The 21,446-nt window shown below is 59.4% G+C and carries 14 protein-coding genes; all 14 read right to left on the bottom strand.

The window, feature by feature from the left end; all coding sequences use genetic code 11:
• Nucleotides 1-5 precede the first annotated feature (5 nt).
• Nucleotides 6-1,019 carry a DUF4432 family protein gene (locus tag EAV92_RS07110; RefSeq protein WP_123040420.1) on the bottom strand — a complete coding sequence of 338 codons (1,014 nt, stop codon included), beginning with the start codon at nt 1,017-1,019 and terminating at the stop codon, nt 6-8.
• A gap of 17 nt (nt 1,020-1,036) precedes the next feature.
• Nucleotides 1,037-1,366, bottom strand: a complete 330-nt coding sequence (locus EAV92_RS07105; protein WP_123040419.1) for a cupin domain-containing protein — start codon at nt 1,364-1,366, stop codon at nt 1,037-1,039.
• On the bottom strand, nt 1,363-2,403 hold the full coding sequence (locus EAV92_RS07100) for a zinc-dependent alcohol dehydrogenase (protein ID WP_123040418.1): 1,041 nt from the start codon (nt 2,401-2,403) through the stop codon (nt 1,363-1,365). The genes EAV92_RS07105 and EAV92_RS07100 overlap by 4 nt, the downstream gene beginning before the upstream one ends.
• Nucleotides 2,404-2,418: 15 nt before the next feature.
• The gene (locus tag EAV92_RS07095) at nt 2,419-3,207 is read right to left on the bottom strand and encodes an SDR family NAD(P)-dependent oxidoreductase (protein ID WP_123040417.1); all 789 of its coding nucleotides are present in this window, start codon (nt 3,205-3,207) and stop codon (nt 2,419-2,421) included.
• A 34-nt stretch (nt 3,208-3,241) separates the two neighbouring features.
• The gene (locus EAV92_RS07090) at nt 3,242-4,360 is read right to left on the bottom strand and encodes a mandelate racemase/muconate lactonizing enzyme family protein (protein ID WP_123040416.1); all 1,119 of its coding nucleotides are present in this window, start codon (nt 4,358-4,360) and stop codon (nt 3,242-3,244) included.
• Nucleotides 4,361-4,407: 47 nt separating this feature from the next.
• Entirely contained in the window at nt 4,408-6,375 is a 1,968-nt protein-coding gene (locus EAV92_RS07085) for an alpha-galactosidase (protein WP_123040415.1), read from the bottom strand.
• A gap of 53 nt (nt 6,376-6,428) precedes the next feature.
• Entirely contained in the window at nt 6,429-7,319 is an 891-nt protein-coding gene (locus EAV92_RS07080; RefSeq protein WP_123040414.1) for a carbohydrate ABC transporter permease, read from the bottom strand.
• Between the two features lie 13 nt (nt 7,320-7,332).
• The gene (locus EAV92_RS07075) at nt 7,333-8,220 is read right to left on the bottom strand and encodes an ABC transporter permease (RefSeq protein WP_123040413.1); all 888 of its coding nucleotides are present in this window, start codon (nt 8,218-8,220) and stop codon (nt 7,333-7,335) included.
• Nucleotides 8,221-8,329: 109 nt separating this feature from the next.
• The gene (locus tag EAV92_RS07070) at nt 8,330-10,057 is read right to left on the bottom strand and encodes a type 2 periplasmic-binding domain-containing protein (RefSeq protein ID WP_123040412.1); all 1,728 of its coding nucleotides are present in this window, start codon (nt 10,055-10,057) and stop codon (nt 8,330-8,332) included.
• A gap of 176 nt (nt 10,058-10,233) precedes the next feature.
• Nucleotides 10,234-11,640 (bottom strand): response regulator transcription factor, encoded by a 1,407-nt coding sequence (locus EAV92_RS07065; protein ID WP_123040411.1) that lies wholly within the window; start codon nt 11,638-11,640, stop codon nt 10,234-10,236.
• Nucleotide 11,641: 1 nt separating this feature from the next.
• Nucleotides 11,642-13,579 (bottom strand): glucosidase family protein, encoded by a 1,938-nt coding sequence (locus EAV92_RS07060; protein WP_123040410.1) that lies wholly within the window; start codon nt 13,577-13,579, stop codon nt 11,642-11,644.
• Complete coding sequence (locus EAV92_RS07055) at nt 13,551-15,323, bottom strand: sensor histidine kinase (protein ID WP_123040409.1); 1,773 nt, start codon at nt 15,321-15,323, stop codon at nt 13,551-13,553. Before EAV92_RS07055 ends, EAV92_RS07060 begins: the two co-directional genes overlap by 29 nt.
• Nucleotides 15,324-15,462: 139 nt before the next feature.
• Nucleotides 15,463-18,492: a glycoside hydrolase family 2 TIM barrel-domain containing protein gene (locus tag EAV92_RS07050; protein ID WP_123040408.1), complete on the bottom strand. Its 3,030-nt coding sequence runs from the start codon at nt 18,490-18,492 to the stop codon at nt 15,463-15,465.
• Nucleotides 18,493-18,527: 35 nt separating this feature from the next.
• Nucleotides 18,528-21,257 (bottom strand): alpha-mannosidase, encoded by a 2,730-nt coding sequence (locus EAV92_RS07045; protein ID WP_241158465.1) that lies wholly within the window; start codon nt 21,255-21,257, stop codon nt 18,528-18,530.
• Nucleotides 21,258-21,446 lie beyond the last annotated feature (189 nt).

Below are 21,446 nucleotides of genomic sequence, written 5' to 3'. Positions count from 1 at the left end.
TCGGATTAATCCCCTTCCTGCGTCATTCCCGTAACGTTGCCGTCCTGGTCTACCTTCGCAACGCCGGCGAAACCTTCGAACACCGTCGCGACCACTTCGCATTCGAAGGGTTCACCGGGCCTCAGCACCTGGTGCGTACCCTGCCGGACGCCTTCGCCTACGCCGACCGGAAATCCGGTGCAGGGCTCCAGCACAACGGTGTTGAGTCCCCGCCAACCGCCGTAGGAGGCGAACAGCCAGCAATTCGGCAAGCGCTGCCTGTCGTACGATAATGCGAACCCGATCTTGTCTTGCGTATGGGTAATCGCGCACCAGCCTTCCGCCGTCCCGATCGCATACTGGAATTCGGCTGCGCCCGATGAAGCGGGCAGAGCCCGTCTCATATCGTGAAGGTTTCCTTCTTCGTCGGCCGCATAGGGCCAATCATAGGAGATCCCCGTTTTCCCGATACGCGGCGCTCCGAATTCCTCGACGTACACCTTCGCGTCCGGCAGGTCGATTCGCGTTTGCCCGTCGACCTCCATCGCGGCATGGAGCTTCCATAAAAAAGGCATGTCTTTTCCGCCGTTATTCTCGATGCGGTGGCGGAAGCGAAGCTTCGCTTCCCCCGCCCGGAGCGCGACCGTTTTCTCCACCCGGCAATGGCTGATCGGCGTTTCCGTCCACAGACGGACGACCGCCTCGCCCGGGCCGGATTTCTCGACCGCGAATTCCCAAGGCAGCGTCCAGATTTCCCCGTGGTCCGGGTAAGCTTCTTCTCCTATTGTCTCAGGCATGTCATTCGGAAACAACTCGTCCCAGCCGCCGAAAAACTGATCGTCATACACCGAATGGAAGGGCAGAGGTCTCGGCTTGATCCGCGGATGGTTCCAGAGCAGTTCCCGTCCGCGAGGCTTATAAGTGATCTGCCATATTTTCGCGCCGAGTTCCGGCATGAGGACGACCTTCAGCCATTCGTTCTCCAGCATTACCGTCCGGATGCCCCGGTAGGTCCAATCCGTATCGACCCTCGCAGACATTCGCTCTCCTCCTCCGCTCAGCGTTCCCGCACCGTTGCCAGCAAGTCTTCCCGAAGCGGCGTGAAAATTTCAAGCACGAGGGTATCGGCCAAAGCTTCGACCGAGTGAACCGCTCCGCCCGGTACGTACAATTGCTCGCCGGCGCCGATTTCGAACGCTTCGCCTTCCACGGTGAGCCTCAGCCGCCCGTCGATGACGTGCGTGATCTGCTCGTGCGGATGCGAATGCGCAGCTCCTATGGCGCCTGTGCGGAAATCAATGGTCATGCTCATGATGCCCTTACCAGGCGCATGAATCCGGCGGCGAATCCCTTCGCCCGCTTGCTGCCATTCTCCATATGCCTTCATGCTTCGATCTCCCCTGGCGTCAGCAGCACCTTCGATACGTTCCCGGGCTGCCGGATCAGTCTGTCGAACCACGCCGCGCCTTCCTCGAGCGGCGCTTCCACGATGCCTTCCGGCAATCCGATGCGCTTCTCGGCCAACCAGCGGAGCGCGGTCCGGAAATTGAGCTCCGAGTACGCGAACGAGCCGGTCAGCTGGACTTCGCTCCGAATGATCAGATTGACCGGCAGCGTCGACTCCTCTTCATGCAGGCCGGTCAGCACGACGCGCCCGCCGGGGGTGCACGCTTGCACGCACTGCTTGCGCGTCACCGCTGCGCCTACCGCGTCGATGGCGACGTCGACGCCGCGGCCGCCGGTCAACCCGCGCACCGCTTCGAGCGGATCCGTATCCGCCGGGCAGATCACGTCTGAAGCGCCGAGGCGCTCAGCCAGCGCGAGCCGGTCGCGGTTCATGTCAACGGCGATGATTTTCCGTACGCCGTATTGCGTGACCGCCTGCAGAGTAAGCAGCCCAATCGGTCCCATGCCGATGATGAGCGCCGTATGCATGGGCTTCGCGTCCGCCAGTTCGGCCGCGCGGACGGCACATGCGACGGGCTCCGTCAGCGCGGCTTCCCGGAGGGACAGCCCGTCGGGCACGCGGAACACGAAGGATGCGGGGATTTTCACGTACTCCGCGTTGCTGCCGGGCAACGCCGCGGACAGCAGCTTACGTTCGCCGCAAAGCTGCTGCCTGCCGCTCAGGCACTTCTCGCAGCGACCGCAAGTGACGAGCGGGTTGGCCGTCACGCGGTCGCCGACGGACCAACGGCCCTCGGCCGCCGCGCGGCTCCCCATTGCCGTAATCGTACCGGAAAACTCGTGACCGAAAACCATGGGAGATTTGCGCAGTGAATTTTTGCCCAGGAAGCCGCTGAGCTCCGATCCGCAAATACCCGAATAGGCGACGCGGATCAGGATTTCGTGCTCGTCCGGAACCGGGGTTTCCGTCTCCCGGACGTTCATGACGGACGGGCCTTCGTAGATGAGAGCTTTCAAGATGCCGCAGCCTCCTTAGAACGTGATGGATAAACCGCCGTCGACCGCGACGACCGCCCCGCACATGTACGATGCGTCTTCGGAAGCCAGAAACGCGATCGCGCCCGCCGCTTCCTCCGGTTGTCCCGTCCGCTGGAGCGGGATTTTCTTCCGGGCGACATAGATGTCCCGGAACCAATCCGTTTCATGCTCCTTCACCCCGTCGACGATCGACATGGGCGTGTCGATGAAGCCCAGCGCGACGGAGTTGACGCGGATGCCATGATCGATCAACTCCAAGGATGTATTGCGGGTGAGTTGATCCAGCGCGCCTTTGGCGGCGTTGTAATGGGAGGATTCCTCGAGCGCCCGCGTCGAGTTGATCGACGATACGTTAACGATCCGCCCGCCGCCGCCTTGCTCGATCATACGGCGGGCGGCTTCCTTCGTGCAGAAATAAGCGCCGTTCAGAATGACGTCGAACACCTTCCGCCAATCCTGCCAGGACGTCTCCATGAACCTGCCCGGCGTGAAAGCCGCCGCGTTGTTCACCAAGACGTCGATGCGTCCGAAGGCGCGAACCGCCTCGTCCATCAGAAACCTCACTTGCGCTTCGTCCGCCACGTCCGCCTGCACGAACACCGCCGCAAGACCTGCCTTCTTCAGCGTTTCCTCCGCTTCGCGGCCGACGTCCGAGCGCCGGCCGGCGATGACGACGGACGCACCTTCCTCCGCCAGCCGTCGCGCCGTGGCGAAACCGACTCCCGTCGCGCCGCCGGTCACGACGGCCGTCTTGCCTTCGAACCTGCGTAATCCGCGTTCCATCGCGTTGCCTCCTTCCGACCGTCCGTTCTTCCGATTACTTCACGCGGTATTTTTCGATGACCTCTTCATCTACCGTTACGCCCAAGCCCGGACGGTCCGGCACATGCACGTATCCGTCCTTGAACACGATCGGTTCCGGCACCAGATCCCGGGTCAGCGGAGAAACGGAAACCGTATGCTCGATCAGGAAGCCTTCGGGGATCGAAGCGGCGAAATGCGTGCTGGCCGCCACCAGGACGCCGGTTTTGAACGCATGCGGCACCACTTTCTTATGTCTCTCGTGCGCCAGGTGGGCGATCCGGCGGCCTTCCGTGATGCCGCCGCAGCGGCCGAGGTCGGGCTGGATGATGTCCAGATGCCCTTCGTCCAGCAATCGGCGGAACGCCAAGCAACCGCTCTCCTGTTCTCCGCCCGCAATATAGAGGCTGGTCCGGTCGGCCAGCTCCCGGTACCCCGCAAGGTTATCCGGATGCAGCGGCTCCTCCAGCCAGAACACGCCGTATTTCTCGTATACTTCCGCCATGCGAAGAGCGCCTTTCAAATCCCAAGCCAAGCCGGCGTCGATCATGACGTCGATATCCGGCCCTACCGTTTCGCGGATGACGCGGATTTGCTCCTCGTCGAATCGCGCGCTGCGGCCGATCGGTCCCCAGCCGAACTTCATCGCCTTATAGCCTTGGCCGGCATAGCGCTCGGCAAGAGCCGCCGCTTCCTCGATCGTGTCCGGCATGAGCGAGCTGGCGTAGGCTTTCAGCTTCTTGTGATACGTTCCGCCCACCGCTTCGGACACCGGAACGCCCGCGCGTTTGCCGATGATGTCCCACAGCGCCATGTCGATGCCGCTGATCGCGTGCACGGCGGGGCCGGTACGGCCGAAATAGATCGTGCCCTTGTACATCTTCTCCCAGAGCCGCTCGACCTCCAGCGGATTTTCGCCGATCAGCAGGCTGCGCAGTCCCGTCGCGATCGAATGAGAAGGAGGCGCGTCGATCGCCGCCTTCGCGACGAGCGGCACGGAATCCACTTCTCCGACGCCGGTGATGCCTTCATCGGTATGGATCCGGATCAGCAGCGTATCTTGGGTGCCGTCGCATTTGGTCGCGTCCAGGTCGGGAATTTTCAGGTAAATGGCTTCCACTTCGGTAATTTTCATGCGGTTTCTCTCCTCTGCCCGTTCGTCTGCCGTGTTCGTGTTCCGTGTCAGCCCTTCTTGCGAAGCAGCAGCACGTCCGACGATTCTTCCTCCAACCCCTCGAAAAGCAGCCCTTCCTCCATCAGCGCGCGGCCGCTTTCCTCCATGACGCGCCCGCTGTCCGTCCAGCTGATTGCATAGGTCGCCGACGCATCCAACCCAGTCAAGCGGATCCGCCGCTCGGCTTCCCCGCCGGCCAGCCGGAACGCGCACAGCATCGCCTCTTCGGCGCCTTCCATGACGTACAGATAGGCGTTCCAGGAATCGCCGCCGCCCCATCTCTCCGTCTGGTCCGTCAAACGGTGCATGTCGGCTTGCCCGACGAATCGCCTCATCGTCCCTTTGAAGAACGCGATCAGTTCCCCGAGGCGGGCTTCCGCCCAATCCGGCAGCTCCGGCAGCCGATAGGAGACGCCGAACCCGTTCAGCATATTCGCGCGAATGATATGGTCGAACTTATGCCGCGCCATGTCCGGCTTGATCGGATCTTTGTCCACGTTGCTGGCGTAATGCACGACGTTCTGCGACCACGTGAAATGGAAACACGCGGACGGATGCAGCATCATCGTCGCTCCCCAGAACAGCTGCAGATGGTGCCGCGTGAAATCGGGATCGCTCAGGAATGCCCCGTGCGTGTGCCGGGCCAAGCCGAGATCGATGCGCAGCCCGCCGGAAGAGCAATTTTCGAGATACACCTCCGGGTACTTGGCGCGCAGCCTCTTCAGCAGCTCGTAATAACCTTTGTAGTGTTCGTAAAGCCCGTCGCCTTCCCCGTGTCCGTGATCCGTGCGGTTGCAGCCGGCGCAAGGATCGAGGTTGAAATCGAGCTTGAGCCATTCGGCCTTATACTCGACGATCAATCTTTCGAGAACGCCGAACGCCCAATCTTGGGCTTCCGGATTGCCGAGGCAAATATAGCCGAGCGGGGAACCGTCGCGTTTCGCGGGCAACTCCGGCCGGGTCGTATTTACGTCGGCCTTGACGCCAAGCGCTTCGATCTCGCACCAAATGCCGAACTTCATTCCCTTGGCATGCACGTAATCGGACAACGCCGCGATGCCGGAAGGAAACCGCAGCGTGTTGATTTTGTGCCAATCCCCGCGTTTGAGGACCCAATCCACCGTTTCGCTCCAGCCGAGATGGTCGTTGCAGTTCGGGTCCGGCTCGCCGAACCAGCCGGCATCCAGCGTACACACCTCGATGCCGAGTTCCGCGGCTTTGTCCGCGTTGGCTTTGAAGATATCTTCGTTTATGAGGTTGTCCTCGTAGGGCCACCAATGGTTCCACGCGACGGGCACGCTGCGGGACAGCTCGTTTTCGGGATACCAGAACCGTTTGCCCCACCGGCCGAACTCGACCGAAATCGCATCCAGCCCGCCCTCCGAAACGACCGCATACAAGACGGGAACGCTTTCCATCGTTTCCCCCGGACGAAGCACCTTGGCGAAAGCCCAATCGTTCATGCCTCCGGTGATGCGGTAGCCTTGGCCTTGCAACGGCTCGAAACGGAATATCCAGTTGCCGGACCAAGCCACGGCAGCCGCAAGCACGCCGCCTTGCCCGTCGCGGAGCGTGAACCACGGGTGCCTGCCTTTGGAAGAGCGGCCGGCCGTCGATTGCAGCACCTGGGTTCCCCTCAGGGGGAAGGATTTCGGCGTGAACTCCAGTCCGTTTGTCGATTTGAAATAATCGAGCGTATAGTCAGCCTTCGCCAGCGTGACGTGAAAAGGATCGCTTCTGGTGATCCGTACGTCTCTCCCGGAGCGGTTCGTTACGAACACCTGCCGCTGCACGACCGCGGAGCCCGGGTATTGCGTCGTCACCGACTCCACGTCCAACACCCCGTCGTTCGAGACGAATGACTCGGTACGCACGGAGGTTCCTTGCTCCCCTTCCGCTTCCGTCACTTTCGCCCGGTAAAATCCATCTTCGTTCGATCCGCTTTTACCGTCCACGGTGACGACGAATCCGTTCATTTCCCAAAGCCCTCCCTTTCCGAATACAGTCTCTCTTCTCTCTCTTGTCTCATTTACTCCTTGACAGATCCGAGCGTAATGCCCGTCACGAAATAACGTTGCAGGAACGGATAAACCAGCAGGATCGGCACCAGGCTGACGAGGATTTTCGCCGAGTTCACGGTCCGGTCGGACAGCTTCGCGAGCTGCTTGATTTGGTCGGGCGTCAAATGGGACTGCGGCTGCGATGCCTGCACGATGATCTGGTTCAGGTAGGTTTGGAGCGGATATTTATCCGGGCTGTTCATGAGCAGCATGCCGTCGAAAAACGCGTTCCAGTGGCCGACCAAGCTGAACAAGGTCACCGTGGCGATAGACGGCAGGGAAAGCGGTACGTACAAGGCGATCATTCTGTACCACGGTCCGGCGCCGTCGATCAGCGCGGCCTCATCAAGCTCCTTCGGCAGGCTTTTGAAGAAGTTCATGAGCACCACGACGTTGAACACCGGAACGGCGGACGGCAGGACGAGCGCCCACATCGTATCGAGCATGTGGAGATTGCGGATCGTCATGTAGAACGGAATCATGCCGCCGCTGAAAATCATCGTGAACACGAGCAGCCACATGTACACGTTGCGGGTGCGGAATTCCGACGTCGGCCTAGACAAGGCGTAAGCGGTCAGAATCGTGAGCACGAACTGCAGCGCTCCGCCGAGCAGCACCCGCTCGATCGATACGCCGAACGCGCGGAAGAACGCGTGATCCGAGATGACGGCTTTATAGGCGACCACCGTGGCATGGATCGGGTAGAACGTGACCATGCCGCCTGCGACGGACGCTTTATCGCTGAACGAGACGGCCACGATGTGGATCAGCGGCAGCAAGGTGCTCAAACCGAGCAGGCTAAGGACCGCGACGATGACGATATCGATGATCCGGTCGGAAGACCGGTAGCTTTTGACCATTGCCGGTCCCTCCTTAAAAAATCCGGTAGTTGGCGAATTTGGACGCCAGGAAATAGGAAATCGTGATCAAAACGAAGCTGACGGCGGATTTGAGCAAACCGACGGCCGTACCCAGCTCGTATTGGAGCTCCCGAAGACCGGCGCGGTAGACGTAGGTGTCGATGATGTCGCCCGATTGGTACACCATCGGGTTATACAGGTTCAGAATCTGCTCGAAGCCCGCGTTCAGCACGTTCTGCAGGTCGAGCGTCAGCAGCAGGATGATCGTCGCGGCGATGCCAGGCAAGCTGATGTGCAGCAGCCTCTGGAACCGTCCCGCGCCGTCGATCGCCGCGGCTTCGTACAAGCTCGGATTGATGCCGGTCAGCGCCGCGAGATATACGATCGCGGAAAAGCCGAATTCTTGCCATACGTGCGTCCCGACCATGACGCCGGGGAACCAGTTGTTGCTGCCGAGGAAGAAGATCGGCTGGATTCCGAGAGCCTGCAGCGTCGTGTTCACGATCCCGTCCAGCGACAGGATGTTGATGATGATGCCGCCGAGCAGCACCCACGAGATGAAGTGCGGAAGATAAACGATCGTCTGCACCGCTTTTTTGAAAAACATGTTTTTCACTTCATTCAGCAGCAAGGCGAAGACGATTGCGAAAACTTGCGTGAAGATGATTTTCAGGACGGCGATAGAGATCGTATTGCAGAAAATCTGCTTGATATCCGGCAGCATGAAGACGTATTGGAAATTGTCCCAGCCTACGAACGGAGAGTGCCAGATGCCCCGGCCAGGTTTGAAGTCCTCGAAGGCGATCAGCAGCCCGAACAACGGGTAGACGCTGAACAGGCCCAGGATGACGATCGCGGGGAGCAGCATGACATGGTAGTGGAACGCGATTTTGCCCTTCATGAACGAACCCTCTTTCGCTGGCCTCGGGGATAAAGAAAGCGCCGCGCCGTCGAATGCGATCCGGCGCAGCGCTTCTCTCCGTTGCCCTTATGTTCGATGCGGGATGCGGTTACTTCACGGCGTCGTTGACTTCCTTGGTGATTTGGTCGCCGCCGAGCTTCTTCCATTGGGAGACGAACTCGTCGAAGTATTCGATCGGTTTCTCGCCGGTGATGATCTTGATGAACGAATCGATTTCGAGTTTATCCAGGTTGGTCATCTTCTGTTCCATCGTACGGGTCACGCCGTAGTACTCGCTGTATACCGGTTCGATGTTGTTTTCGATGATCGGGTCGACGCCGTAGATCCGGGAGATCGGCTCTCCATAGAAGTCCGGGTTTTTACGCAGCCAGTCGACGCCTTTCGCCCAATACTCGCCTTGCGTTTTATAGTTTTGCAGCGTCGCGGCGCCGACCTTCGGCAGCTCTTCGCCTTTGGAAGCGGCCAGGATGCCGTTGTGGTCCAAGATGACCGAATCCGCGCGCCACAGCGCCATCGGCACCGGCAGCGTCTGCCAGTTCGGCATGGTCAGGCCTTTATAGGGATCCCCGCCCGCCGTTTCCGGATCGTCCAATTGTACCGCGTAGCCGTAGTTCACCATTTTGACCATCGCTTCCGGATACTTGAAGCCTTTCTTGACGACGGCGATGGAGCCGATCGGCATTTCCTGCAGCGAAGTCGATTTGCCGTCCGAGTTCTGCAGCGCGTAAGCGCGCCAATCTGCGGTCGGGTCGTTTTTGATCATCGCGTTCAGCGGGTCCCAGCCGGCCCACCAAGGACCGAAGAAGGCGCCGGCTTGGCCGGAGACGACTTTCTCGGAAGCCTGCTCATGCTTCATGATGGCGAAATCTTTCGGGATGACGCCGTCCTTATACATTTCGCTGAGCTTCGACAATGCGTCCTTCGTCTGCGGCTGGATCGAGCCGTATTGGATCGTGCCGTCCGAGCCTTTGACCCAAGTGCCGGTGTAGGACTTGAAGGCGCTGAAAATGGCGTCGTAGCTATAGAAAGCAGGTGCGCCGTCGGCCGAGGTTTTGACGAATTTGTCCACGCCGGGCAAGCCGATCGTGTCGTTCTTCTTGTCGCCGTCCGGATCTTTGTCCTTGAAGGCTTGCAGGATCGTAACCAGGTCGTCGACCGTTTTCGGGGCTTGCAGGCCGAGTTTGTCCATCCAGTCTTTGCGGAGCCAGATCAACGGGTCCGAGTTGTGCGTGGTGCCCATCGTCGGAATGCCGTACAGCTTGCCGTCGACGGTAGCCAGTTGGAGCGCCTTGCCTTCGTCCGTCTGGAGGACTTCCTTCAGCTGCGGGCTGGCATAATCATTGTAGGCGTCCGTGATGTCGGCCAGCATGTCGTTGTCGATCATCTGCAGGTAATCTTTGTAGCCGACGATCATGACGTCCGAGATGTCGTTGCTCGCGATCATCAGGCGGCCCTTCTCCGCGCCTGCCGCGTCGCCCTTCACCACGACCGGGAATTTCACGTCCAGATTGAACTTCTCGTCGATGGCTTTGATGTACCGGTTGTCGGTGATCGTCTCGCCTTGCGGCAGCGCCAGGAAGTCCGGTCCGCCTTCCGGTTCGACTTTGAAAATGTTGACGGTCGTTTTTTCCGGAAGCGGCCCCCAAGGATCTTTGGCGGCTTGGGAAGCGGGCGCGCTGGCCGATGGGCTCGCCGAGCTTGCTGCCGGCGATGCCGAGTTTTGTGCGGAATTGCCTCCGCTCGAACACGCGGCCAACACGAGCAGCATGGCCGACATCGCGACCGAGGCGGGTTTCTTCCAATGGGTCTTGCGCATGCGAACAACCCCTTCGATGACTGTGATTTGTTTGAAAACCCTTACACCCCTATTGTAAGAAATGAGCGTTTCGGGTTATAGGCGCTGGAGCGTTCGATTCGTTCGGTTTTTGTAACCGTTTACTGGAACCGCTTTCACACTGTCCGCACACTTTTTTCACACTTGCACGCCCATATTCAGTCCAGGGCGCCCGCTTTGCGGTATTCGGTCGGCAGCTTGCCGGTATAATCGCGGAAAACGCGGCTGAAATGCCGGTAATCGCTGAACCCGCACAGCTCCGCCACGCGCGTGATGGGCTCGTCGGTGCGGAGGATCATTTCCTTGGCGCGCTCCAGCTTGATGAGCCGGAGGTATTCCCCGTAGGATTTGCCGGTCACTTTCTTGAACGATTTGCTGAAATGGCCGCGGCTCATGCCAACGGCTCTGGCGATCTCCGCCTCGCCGGACTCCGAGTCGATCGCCTCCCGCATCAGCTCGATCGCGCGGAACACGGCTTCGGACGTTTGGCGCGTCGCGTTGCGGCCGACCGTTTGCCGGATGGATTGCCGGAAGCTGCGCAGCCCGGACTCCCATTCCTTCCAAAACAGCCCCGACCCCGCCAAACCGTGAAACTCGTTCAAGGTCCCGTTATCCAGCAAACGTTCCCATTCCAAGGCGACGGGGTAAAGCATGTTCCGCAGCTCTTCCGCTTCCATGCCGCTCCCGGCTGTCGTTGCGAGAAGCCTTTCGAAGTCGCTATCATCGTACACCCAATCCGCGGAAAGCCAATCCGCACGGAGCGCTGCGGCGGACACGGCGACCTCATCCGACGGGTTAGTCACTGCCGCAACGTCGGACCAACCCCGTGTCTGGAGCCTCCCCCCCGAAGCATAGAACAAAACGCGCTTCCGATACTGCTTGAGCTTCGCCGCCGCTTCCGCTTCGTTCGCCTCTCCGATCCCGGTCACGTGGATGCAAAGCCATCCGCCGGTTTCCGGCATGGCCGCGAACTTGGCCGTCAGCCGATCCGCTTCGGCAGGCGTCACGCGAAGCAGCCACGTTGCCGCGTCGATTTCCGTCATCCGGCCGACCCAGCCCTCCCATTCATCTTTCCACAGCAGTTCGGCAGGCCTGCTCGATCTGGACGGGCCGCACAACAACAGCCCGTCGCTTGTCTGACGTTTCGAATCCGCCCCCGATTTCGCCGGCTCGTAAGGAGAACGCTCTTCCGCCAGCTTCCCGGCGATTCGCGTCAGCGTTTCGTCCACGATCTCGTCCTCGATCTCCGTCTTCACGATGTAATCGAGCACGCCGAGACGCATCGCTTCCTGGATGTATCGGAAATTGTCATGGCAGGTCAGGATCACGACGGGCAGATCCCGGCGCGACTCTTTCACCCGCTTGATCAGTTCCAGCCCCGACATGCCGTTCATCGCAAGGTCGGTCACCAGAAGATCGATTTCCTCCCGCTCCAGAAGCTCCAGCGCTTTCTCTCCGCTGCCGGCGTCACAAGTCACCTGAAAGCCGTGCTTCTCCCAAGGGAAAGTGGTGATAATTCCTTGACGGACCAGCTTCTCGTCGTCCACGACCAGCACTTTGTTCATCTCAGCCGACCTCACTTTCACAGTTCAAAGATCGGATATATGCCGCGATTCCTTCGATGTTCATGGCGCTTTCCCAAGGTCTCGCGCGGCAGCAATCCGCGGGTTTATCGTCATCGTAATATTCAGCCCAAGCTCCCGCCGGATCCAGCAGGCTCAGCACCTTGTCCAGCAGCTTCTCTTGAATCGGATCGCCGAGTTTCGCGGCGTTGTAGAGCATCAGTCCGCAATCGTACCCGAGTGAGCGGGTGCCTCCGATATCGGAAGGAATCTTACCCTCTTCGGCAAACCGGTCAAACCCCGGCTTGACGACGGCAGCCGCCTCTTCCCGCGTAAACAGCTCGCTTCCGATGTACAGCGGAATCAGGTTGACGGAGTTCAACTCGTAAAGCTTGTTCTCGTCGACCGCGGGCTCCGGCATCTTGCGGCCCCGGCATTCCGCGCATAAGTAATATCCTTGCTCCTGAAGCTCCAGCCAGCGATTCACCAACCGGCCGTCCAAGCCGCCGTGGGCGTCGCAGAAACCGAACAAAAACTTGGGTTTTCCCGCGATCCGCGCCCTGGCCGGCTGATTCGCATAAAGCACGCCGTCCGGCACGAAGTTGCGTTTGAACAGCCGCTCCGCTTCCTCCAGCTTCTCCCGGTAGAACGCCAATTTCGGGCCGGCCAGAAGGCCGCGCCTTTGCGCCCACTCGAGCAGCCTCGCGCCGCCCGTCACGAACATCAGGGTCGCTTCCGCGGAACCTTGGAAGATGAGGCGGCGAGGAAACACGCCTCCCGCGATGTAGGTTTCGTCGCTGCTGAATTCGAGCATGCCGCCGGCGAGATGCCCCAACTGGACCGAGAACGCCCATTCCATCGCGGGCCATAGGTCCCGAAGCAAATGTTCGTCTCCCGTCGCTCGGTCATATTCGAAGCAGCACAGCAGCATCAGCGCGGGGACTTCCACTTCGTTATTGCCTCCGCTGAGACGGACGGAATCGTCGCCGACGCCTTCCGCGTTCTCGAGATTGCCGAAGCGTTCCCACTTTCGCTTCCAGAACTGCAAGATCGCCCGGGCCTCTTCGCGGTAACCCAAAGCGAGGTAGCCGCGAAGAACGCCCGCGAGATCCCGCACATAAGCCATCGGGCTGTATCGATGTCCGGGCACGCCGCCGCCCTCCGAGGACTGTTGGCATTTCAGCAGAACGGATACGCTGTCGATCGCCGCGAGCATTTCCGCTTTCCTTGGATGCGCATCCGGAATGAGCGAGTCGAAATTCGTCCGCCTGGACGTATATTGATGCCAGAACGCCATCGTCCGCTCGAGTGAGTCGTCTTCGACTTCCAACAAAGCCTCGGCGGTATCGCGTATCAAGTCCGGAAATCGGAAGCCCGCAGCGAAGACGATTCGGGACTTTCCCGGTAACACCCGAAGGACGGGAACGCCTTCCCGGTCGTCTTCCCTCCATTCTCCTCCGACCACCGTGACGAGAAGCTCGCCTTCCTCGGTGACCGGATCGTAAGCCAGAAACGTCGGGCCTTTCGCATAGCTGAACAGAAACGAAACGGCGCCGGGAATTTCCCCGAAATAACTTCCGCCGGCATTCACCTTGCGGATCCCCGGCAGCGGTTCGAGCCGGAAACGGAGTCCGGTCTCCGCTTCGATGTCCCGCACGAACAAATTCCGATCCGGCAGCATGTAATCCGTTATGATCGCCGCTTGCTTGCGGTCGGACTTCCGGACTCGATGCTTCCAAACCGCGCTGCCCGTCACCCTCTCCGTCTCGCAAGACAGCTCAGCCCCTGCCGATTCAATGTTCATGGAGATGAAAGGCGGGCTGCTGTATGGAGGTCCGTACACGTACTCCAGGTTCGGTCCGATGCCGTAAACGAGCATGTGTCCGTTGCCGATGGCGTGGCGGCTGCCTTCGTCATGCCCGCTGTTGTTCCAAATCCTCATGGTGTTGAACCTCCCTGTTCGGAATGGCGAAGCTATACGTCGTTCCGGCACCCGGCAAGCTGTCGATCGACAGTTTGCAGCCTTCCCCGTAATGAACCTCCAGCATTTTGTTCACGTAACTGAGCCCGATGCCGAGCCCGACGTCGGTCCGCCCCTCCCGTCCACCTTCAAGCATCAGCCGCAGCCGGTCTTCCGACAAGCCGGCGCCGTCGTCCTGAACTTGGACGGTGACGAGGTTCGGTCCTTCCTTCGCGACCTTGACGACGATCGTTCCCTCTCCTTCGTTCAAGCCGTGATAAATCGCGTTTTCCACGAGCGGCTGCAGAATGAACCGCGGGATGGCCACGTTATCGACACCCTCGTCCACTTCAAAGAGTACCTCGAACTGGTGGTCGTTGCGCACGAGCTGCAAGGAAACGTAATCCTTCAAGGCCGACAGCTCCCGCGCGACCGTGACGACGGAGCCTTCCTTCCCGAGGTTGTATCGCAGAAGGCGCGTCAGTTCCGCGACGAGCTTGACGATCTTCGGTTGTCTTTCGGCCCTGGCGATCCATTGCACCGTGTTCAGGGTGTTGTATAGAAAATGGGGATTGATCTGGGACAGCAGCTTGTCGACCTCCAGCTGCCGTTTATCCGTTTCCTTCTGCTTCACTTCCACGAGCAGCGACTGGATCCGGTCTTTCATCTGGTGGAATTCCTTGAGCACCTTGTCGAATTCGGCTACGTTCGTCCGCTCGGTCACCGTGTCGAACTGACTGGAAGCCATCAGGTTGATTTCCTTCTTGAACACGCGGATCGGCACGTACACCGCGCGCCAGACTACATAGCCGAGCATGAGGCTGATAAGCATCACCCCGATGCCGAGCAAGCCCATTCTCAGCGCCCAGTTCCGGATTTCCAGATTAAACGCGCTTTTATTGAACGCCGCAAGCAGCTTCCAGCCATAGTGGCTGCCGCTTTCGAACAAATAAGCATCCGGAGTCGACTTTAGCCCTCCGGCATAAGCCGCTCCTTGCGTCAAAACGTCCGGCAGCTCGCTGTACACCACCTGACCGGCATCGCTGACGATCGCGTAACTGACCGGCATGCCGAGCTGCTCCGTTTTCAGAATCCGCGGCAGCACGCTCAGGTTCGATTCCAGGTAGAGCTTCAGGCTGTAGTCCCCTTGGATGTCGACCGGGCGCGACATGGAAATGACCAGGTCGCTCTGGCCGCCCGAGAACGACTTGTAAGGGCCGTAAAAGGTGAAAAGCGTCTTCTGGGTCAGCACGGGAAGGCCGTCCAGGCTAAAATCCCGGTTCAGGTTGGCATTGCCGAACAGGATGTCCTTCGAATCTTTCCGGTAATAAAAATGGAAACCCGCCGTCGGGTTCGTGTAATCGATCAGGTTCAAGTAAGAGTTGATATTGTCGTAGTGCGTGCGTTTGCTCGAATAGCTGTCCGTGGACAGGAAGTTCGCCAAATCGTTAGACACGATGCCGCCATAGCTGAGCTGGCTCGATACGGACAGCAGGTTGTCCATGGCGGAATCGGTATCCCGGGACACCTGATCCAGCGTCAATTGGATGCTTTTCTCGATTTTATTGTAAAGAATTGAATAGATCGTATAGTAAGAGGCAGCGCTTACAAGAATGAACGTAATCATGGAACTGAGCAGAAAAACGGCCGTTACCCTGTTTTTCAAAGAGTAGAACAGCTTGTTCTGCCGTATCGACGTCCGGAAAGCCGAGACCAAGCGCCGCATGGGTTCACCTCGGTGATAGTGACTTGATGAGACTATTATAAGACAGCCCGGGATGAAGTTTCCGAAATCTTTATATTGTAAAAATTGACAGCCGGCGAATAAGAGAAGCGGCCCCCGTTTGGTAGGAGCCGCCTTCCTCTTAGTCCTCTTTGAAAACCGGCAGGATCGACAGGTCGAAACGGAATCGCTTCTCGCCGAGTCGGTATTTCTCCGCCAGCTCGGGACCGCAGGAATTGGAGCCCACGCCGCTCATGCGGTAATCAAGATGGACGATCGTTTCCTTTCTCGGGGACAGCTCCGGCTCATGGGTCGCGATCGTCAAATCCTCCGGCGTAAAATGGGAAGCGTTGAACGAGAACGGTTCGGAGGAGGCGAACCGCAGCCCTATCCCCTGCTCGTTCGACACGATCGCCCATTCGGTTCCGTAACGGGAACCATGCTCTTGCGGCATGATGTACGGTACGTACATGTCGTTCACCGTAAGGAGATAACGGCCGAGCTTGACGCTTTGGCGCTTGTCGACATAGCTCTCGTGCGGGCCGTAGCCGAAATATTCGACTTCGTCGCTGTTTTCCGGCATCGCCCACCGCAAGCCGAATCTCGGCAAATACGGCAGTTCCTCGCGAACCTCGACGTCCGTCCCGAGCCGGATTTCTCCGTCGCCGTACACGGTCCACTCCGCCGTTCCGCGCAGGACCGGAGGTTTGGAATAACCCGCTAAGGCGTACGATACGCGGATTTCCGCGCGTTCGGGCGACGGTTGGTTCCATTCGCAGAGATAGACCTTCGTTTCCGCCCGGTCGTAGCCTTCCTCCTGCCACTTCTTCCTGATGTGCATGTCGTTGTCCGTCGGCGCCCGCCAGATGGCGAAGCGTGCCGGTTCCGCCAGCAGCGGTACGCCGTTTTTAGAGATGCTCACGAACGTACCGGACGAAAGATCGAACGCGTACTCAAAATCGAAGCCTTCAATGACCAACTGCCCGTTCGTTTCCATGGCCGACATTTTTTTGCGAACAACCGGAACATCCGATGAAGCAGCAACATTCGTGGCTGCGATCCGGAACTGGCCGAATGCCAATTCATAGCCCGGCTCCGCCCAGTCGGTTTCTTCCCGGAGTCGGCACGAGAGGGTCAGTACGAGCTCGCCTTCCGTCTCCGGCGTCTGAGCATACGGCAGCGTGATGATTGCATCCGTTTGGGGACCGACGTTTAGCTCTTGGATAGAGCCTTGCGCCAGCAGTTCTCCCTCCTCCTCGACTTTCCAGTACAGCGAAACGTGCGACAAATCCCGGAAGTCGTAGCCGTTCGTAACCCGGATTAAGCCCGCGGCCAAATCCTCCGCTTCGAAGCGGACGGGCGCGATCACCTGCTTCAGCTCCAGCAAGCCGGCGTGCGGCTTCCGATCCGGGCTGACCAGTCCGTCAACGCAGAAGTTCCCGTCATGGGGCATATCCCCGAAATCGCCGCCGTAAGCGTAATAAGGCCGCCCGTCGGCGGTTGTCGCCGCAATGCCGTGGTCGCACCACTCCCACACGCAGCCGCCCATCAGTTTCGGATACCGGTAAATGACATCCCAATAGTCTTTCAAGTCGCCCGGTCCGTTGCCCATCGCGTGGCTGTATTCGCACAGAAACATCGGTTTCTTATTGTCGGCGTTGCGTGCGTATTCCTCGATGTAATCGACGGTCGCGTACATCCGGCTTTCGACGTCCAGGCAGTCGATATTCGGATGGCCCTTGTAGCCGGGCGCCGCGCTTTCGTAGTGGACCGGGCGGGACGGATCCCGCTGCTTGATCCATTCCGCCATGGCGATGTGGTTAATGCCGTAGCCGGACTCGTTGCCGAGCGACCACATGACGACGCAAGCCCGGTTTTTGTCGCGCTCGACCATCCGCTCGGCCCGGTCCAGATATGCGCCTAGCCAAGCCGGATCGGCGGTCAGTCGGTGAAGAATCCCGGATTCCCACGGCCCCGCGTTGCCCATGCCGTGGCTCTCCAAGTCGGCTTCGTCCACGACGTAAAAGCCGTAATGATCGCAAAGCTCGAGGAAACGCGGATCGTTCGGGTAATGCGAAGCTCGGATCGCGTTCACGTTGTGCCGTTTCATCAGGAGCAAATCCGCGATCATATGGTTCAGGGAAACCGTTTGGCCGAGCACGGGATGGGAATCGTGGCGGTTGACGCCTTTCAGCTTGACCGCGGCGCCGTTAACCCGGAACACGCCGTCCGTGATCTCGATACGCCGGAAGCCGACGGGGAACCGCAGAACTTCTTCTCCCGCATAAAGGTACAACTGATACAAATACGGGGATTCGGCGCTCCATAAGCGCGGCTGCTCCACTTCCAGAAGGATGCTGCCCTTGCCGCCGTTCAGCGTAACGTTGCCCGTGCCGACCACTTGGCCATCCGCGTCGAACAACTCCGCCCGGACGTCGAGCGCGCCTGTCACGTCAAGAACAATCTCCGCTTCCGCCCGGTCCAGTCCTTCAGAGAGCTTTTGCCGCACTTCCGCGTCACGGACGTGCTTCTGATCCCTTGCCAGCAGGTAGACGTCGCGGAAAATACCGGAGTACCTCCACAGGTCTTGGTCCTCCAGATAGGAGCCGTCGCACCACTTGAGCACGAGAACGGCCATGCGATTCTTGCCGGAGCGCAGATACGGCGACAGGTCGAATTCAGCGGGGACGCGGCTTCCTTGGCTGTAGCCGACGAAAGAACCGTTCACCCACAGGTAGAAACAGGAGTTGACGCCTTCGAATACGGCGTACTTGGACTTGCCTTCCCATCCGGCTGCGATATTGAAATCCCGGATGTACAAACCGGCCGGGTTCCGGTCCGGCACGTGCGGCGGGTCGACCGGAAACGGATAATTCACGTTCGTGTAGTGCATTTGATCGTAACCGTTCGTCTGCCAGCAGGAAGGAACGATGAGGTCGTCCCAAGCGCCGGCGTCAAAACCCTCTTCGTAGAACGCTTCCTTCACCAAGGTGACGCTTTCCCGGTATTGGAATTTCCAGGAGCCGTTCAGGGTCTGGTAGAACGGAGACTCGCCCCGCCGGCCTCTCTTCGCTTGCGTCGCGCCGGCGAACGGAACATAGTGCGAGCGCGCAGGCTCTCGGTTGATCTGAAAGATGCCGGGATTTTGCCATATCGGTTGAATCGGAATCATCGGGACATTCACTCCGTTTCGCGTAATTAGTGCGTTTACTTCGTTCGGAAGCCGAGCGTGACGATTTCCGAGGGACGGACTTCTCTCTCGATTCGGCCGATACCGGCTGCGCCTGGCTGACGTTCGGACAAAACCTCTTCCAGCACGTTGCTCTCGTACCATTCCCCTTCACCGGTAACGGCCTGCAAGACTGCGGTCAACCGCGATTCCGAACGGGACATGTTGTACCAACGGAACATCAGGTCGCCGGTGTTCTCGTTCACCTTCACGGCCGTGAGAGCCAGTGAATCGCCTTCCCACGCGAGGAAAGCATGCCGGGACGGGAGTTTTCCTTCGTGAACATCGGTCTGCCGGACGGTCCACGGAACTTTATACTGGGAGGCGCGTGCGGCCGCTCCGGACCGAGCTTTCGCACCGCGGTAAGGAATCAGCGCGAACTCGGCGGTATGGCGTCCCGGGCATTGGGCTTCCGGCGTCGGGAACACGCCCCAGTCGCCCAACTCGCCGACGGCGCGGAGCAGCGTCACCGCGATCGTGTTCCGTCCGTCCCGGAGCACCTCGTATTCGTTTAAGCCGCGGTTGGCGACCAGGAAACCTTCCTCCTCGTTATCCACGCCCGCGAAAGACTGCTGATGGTGGCAATAGCTCGGGTTTGTCCATTCGGGCGCGGGCACGTTCGGCCGTTCCGGGATTTCGAATATCGAGTCTGCGTAATGACGGTCCGTTTCAATGCCGGTCGGAACGAGGACGCGGAGACGATGGTCGCGCGCGGTATTGTCGAAGGAAACGGACACCTGAACCGTTTCGGAACCCTTCTCCAGCGTAACGCGGGTCGTCACGACGAACGGAACCCTTTCGGCCGAGCGCTGCGCCTTTCTGACCGGGAACGGAACCATCGCTTCACGTTCTTCCTCCAGAAGCGCGTCCGCGGAGCCCGGTATTTCCCATTCGTGCCGGAATTCCAACGTCGCCCGGAACGGAAGGTCCTCCGCCGCCCGGATTTGCGCAGGCAAACCTTTGGTGGTGAGCGGAACTTCACCCTCGGGCTGCTTGAACATGTATTCGTTGCCGATATCGCCCACGTTCTCATATTCGCACAACCCTCCGTACGTCCGGCCGTTTTCCTTGTCCGTTAGCGTAAGCGTTCCGTCGTCGGCCACCGTGACGCGAAGTCGATCATTCTCCATCGTCCGGCCGTCTATGAACAAAGAACCTTGCGGTTCTGCTTCCGCTTCATCGGTCGGAATCCACGCATACGCGCCGTATCCGAGCGCCGGCACGTGATCCGCTTGCATGACGATCCGGATCACCCGAGCCCAGTAAGGCTGGCGGAACCGGTCGTCCGGCAGTTCATAGCCGAAGCGGACGCCGAGATCCTCCGTACGGCTGACGACGGGGTTGCCCGACGGATCGATCACGCGGCCGACGGCGGAAATGGCCGCCAGTCCGGCACGAACCGCAGCGAAATCCTCGCCTAACGGAGCGCGAGCGATTTCCAGTTCGATTTCGATCGTCCCGTTCCGCATCCAGCCGCTCGTGTTGAAAGCGACGAACGGACGCGCACCTGCGTAATCGGAGAATGCCGAAGTATCCGCACGGGCGGCGATGGCCTCCGCGCTTTGCGTTGCCAACGCTTCCGCCAAGTGCCGGCTCTTCGCGAATCGGGTCATCATTTCGCGATGAACTTCGTCGACGCTGCAGCCGCAAATGCTGTCGTGCGGGTGGTTCTGCATCAGGATTTTCCAAGCATGAACGAACAAATGATGCGGATATGACGTGCCGGCCATCGCCGCGAATGTGGCCAAAGGCTCCGCAACGTTCTCAAGAAGCGTTTGGATCCGGTCGTTCTCCTGCTTGATGTAAACCCGCGCGGACGCCGTATTGACGAGCGTTCCCCAGCCGTCGGTCCGCTGGCTTCGCAGCTCTCCTTGCACGACCGTCAAATCTTCGGGAACGCTGCTTGCCACGGCCTCCGCATAGTCGGCGAAGTTCGAATGGATAAAAGTAAGTTCCGGATACAGTTTGGCTGCCGTTTCCAAAGCCAGAGGAACGTCAAGTTGGACAGGCTGGTGGTCGCAGCCGTTCATGAACAGCAAATGCCGCGTCGAAGCGTATCTCTCTACGTCCGCCAGCTTCGTTCTCCAATAGGCTGCGGCTTGTTCGGGGTCCGTCGGGATTTCCATTCCGTTGTGGTACCAGTTCGCGAACAGGATGCCGAGCACCTCGGAACCGTCCGGAGACCGCCAGACCATTTCCGAATAGGGGGATTCATAATGCGCCGATTCGGCGACGGCATTATTGAAGCCGGTCGGTTTCACGCCCCGTCCGAATACGGCGGTCGCCATCCCCGCCTGCTTCAGGATTTGAGGAGCCTGCCCGATGTTGCCGAACGAATCGGGGAAATAGCCGATTTTCGTAACCGCCCCGTAACGCGCGGCATCCCGGTGCCCAATCAGCAGGTTGCGGAGGTTCGCTTCGCCGCTGGTCAGGAATTCGTCCTGCAGAATGTACCAAGGTCCGGTACTAAGCCGGCCTTCGGCGACGTACCGCATCACCTGGTCCCGCCGCTCCGGTCGGACCTCCAAATAATCGTCCAGCACGATCGTCTGGCCGTCGAGATGGAAGCTGCGGAAACCGGGGTTCCTCTCCAGCACATCCAGAAGCCGGTCCATCAGCTCTATGAGACGAACATGGTGTTTTTCGTAAGGCATGTACCACTCGCGGTCCCAATGCGTATGGGAAATGACGTGTACGGATGGATTCAAGCTGTCGCCCCCAGAAGTAAGCTGATGGGCTTGATGGTCAAGCCCTCTCGATCACACCCCAAATACTAGAGGTCGCATCCTCTTCTGTAAACGCTTTTTCGTCACCGATTTGGTAGATTCCTGTGTTCGGCTCGTCGTTTGCTCAAAAAAAAGAGACGCCTCCGCGCAGGGAGACTTCTCAGGATAATC

Source organism: Cohnella candidum, assembly GCF_003713065.1.
Lineage (GTDB): Bacteria > Bacillota > Bacilli > Paenibacillales > Paenibacillaceae > Cohnella > Cohnella candidum.
This window is presented reverse-complemented; position numbering and strand designations above follow the sequence as displayed.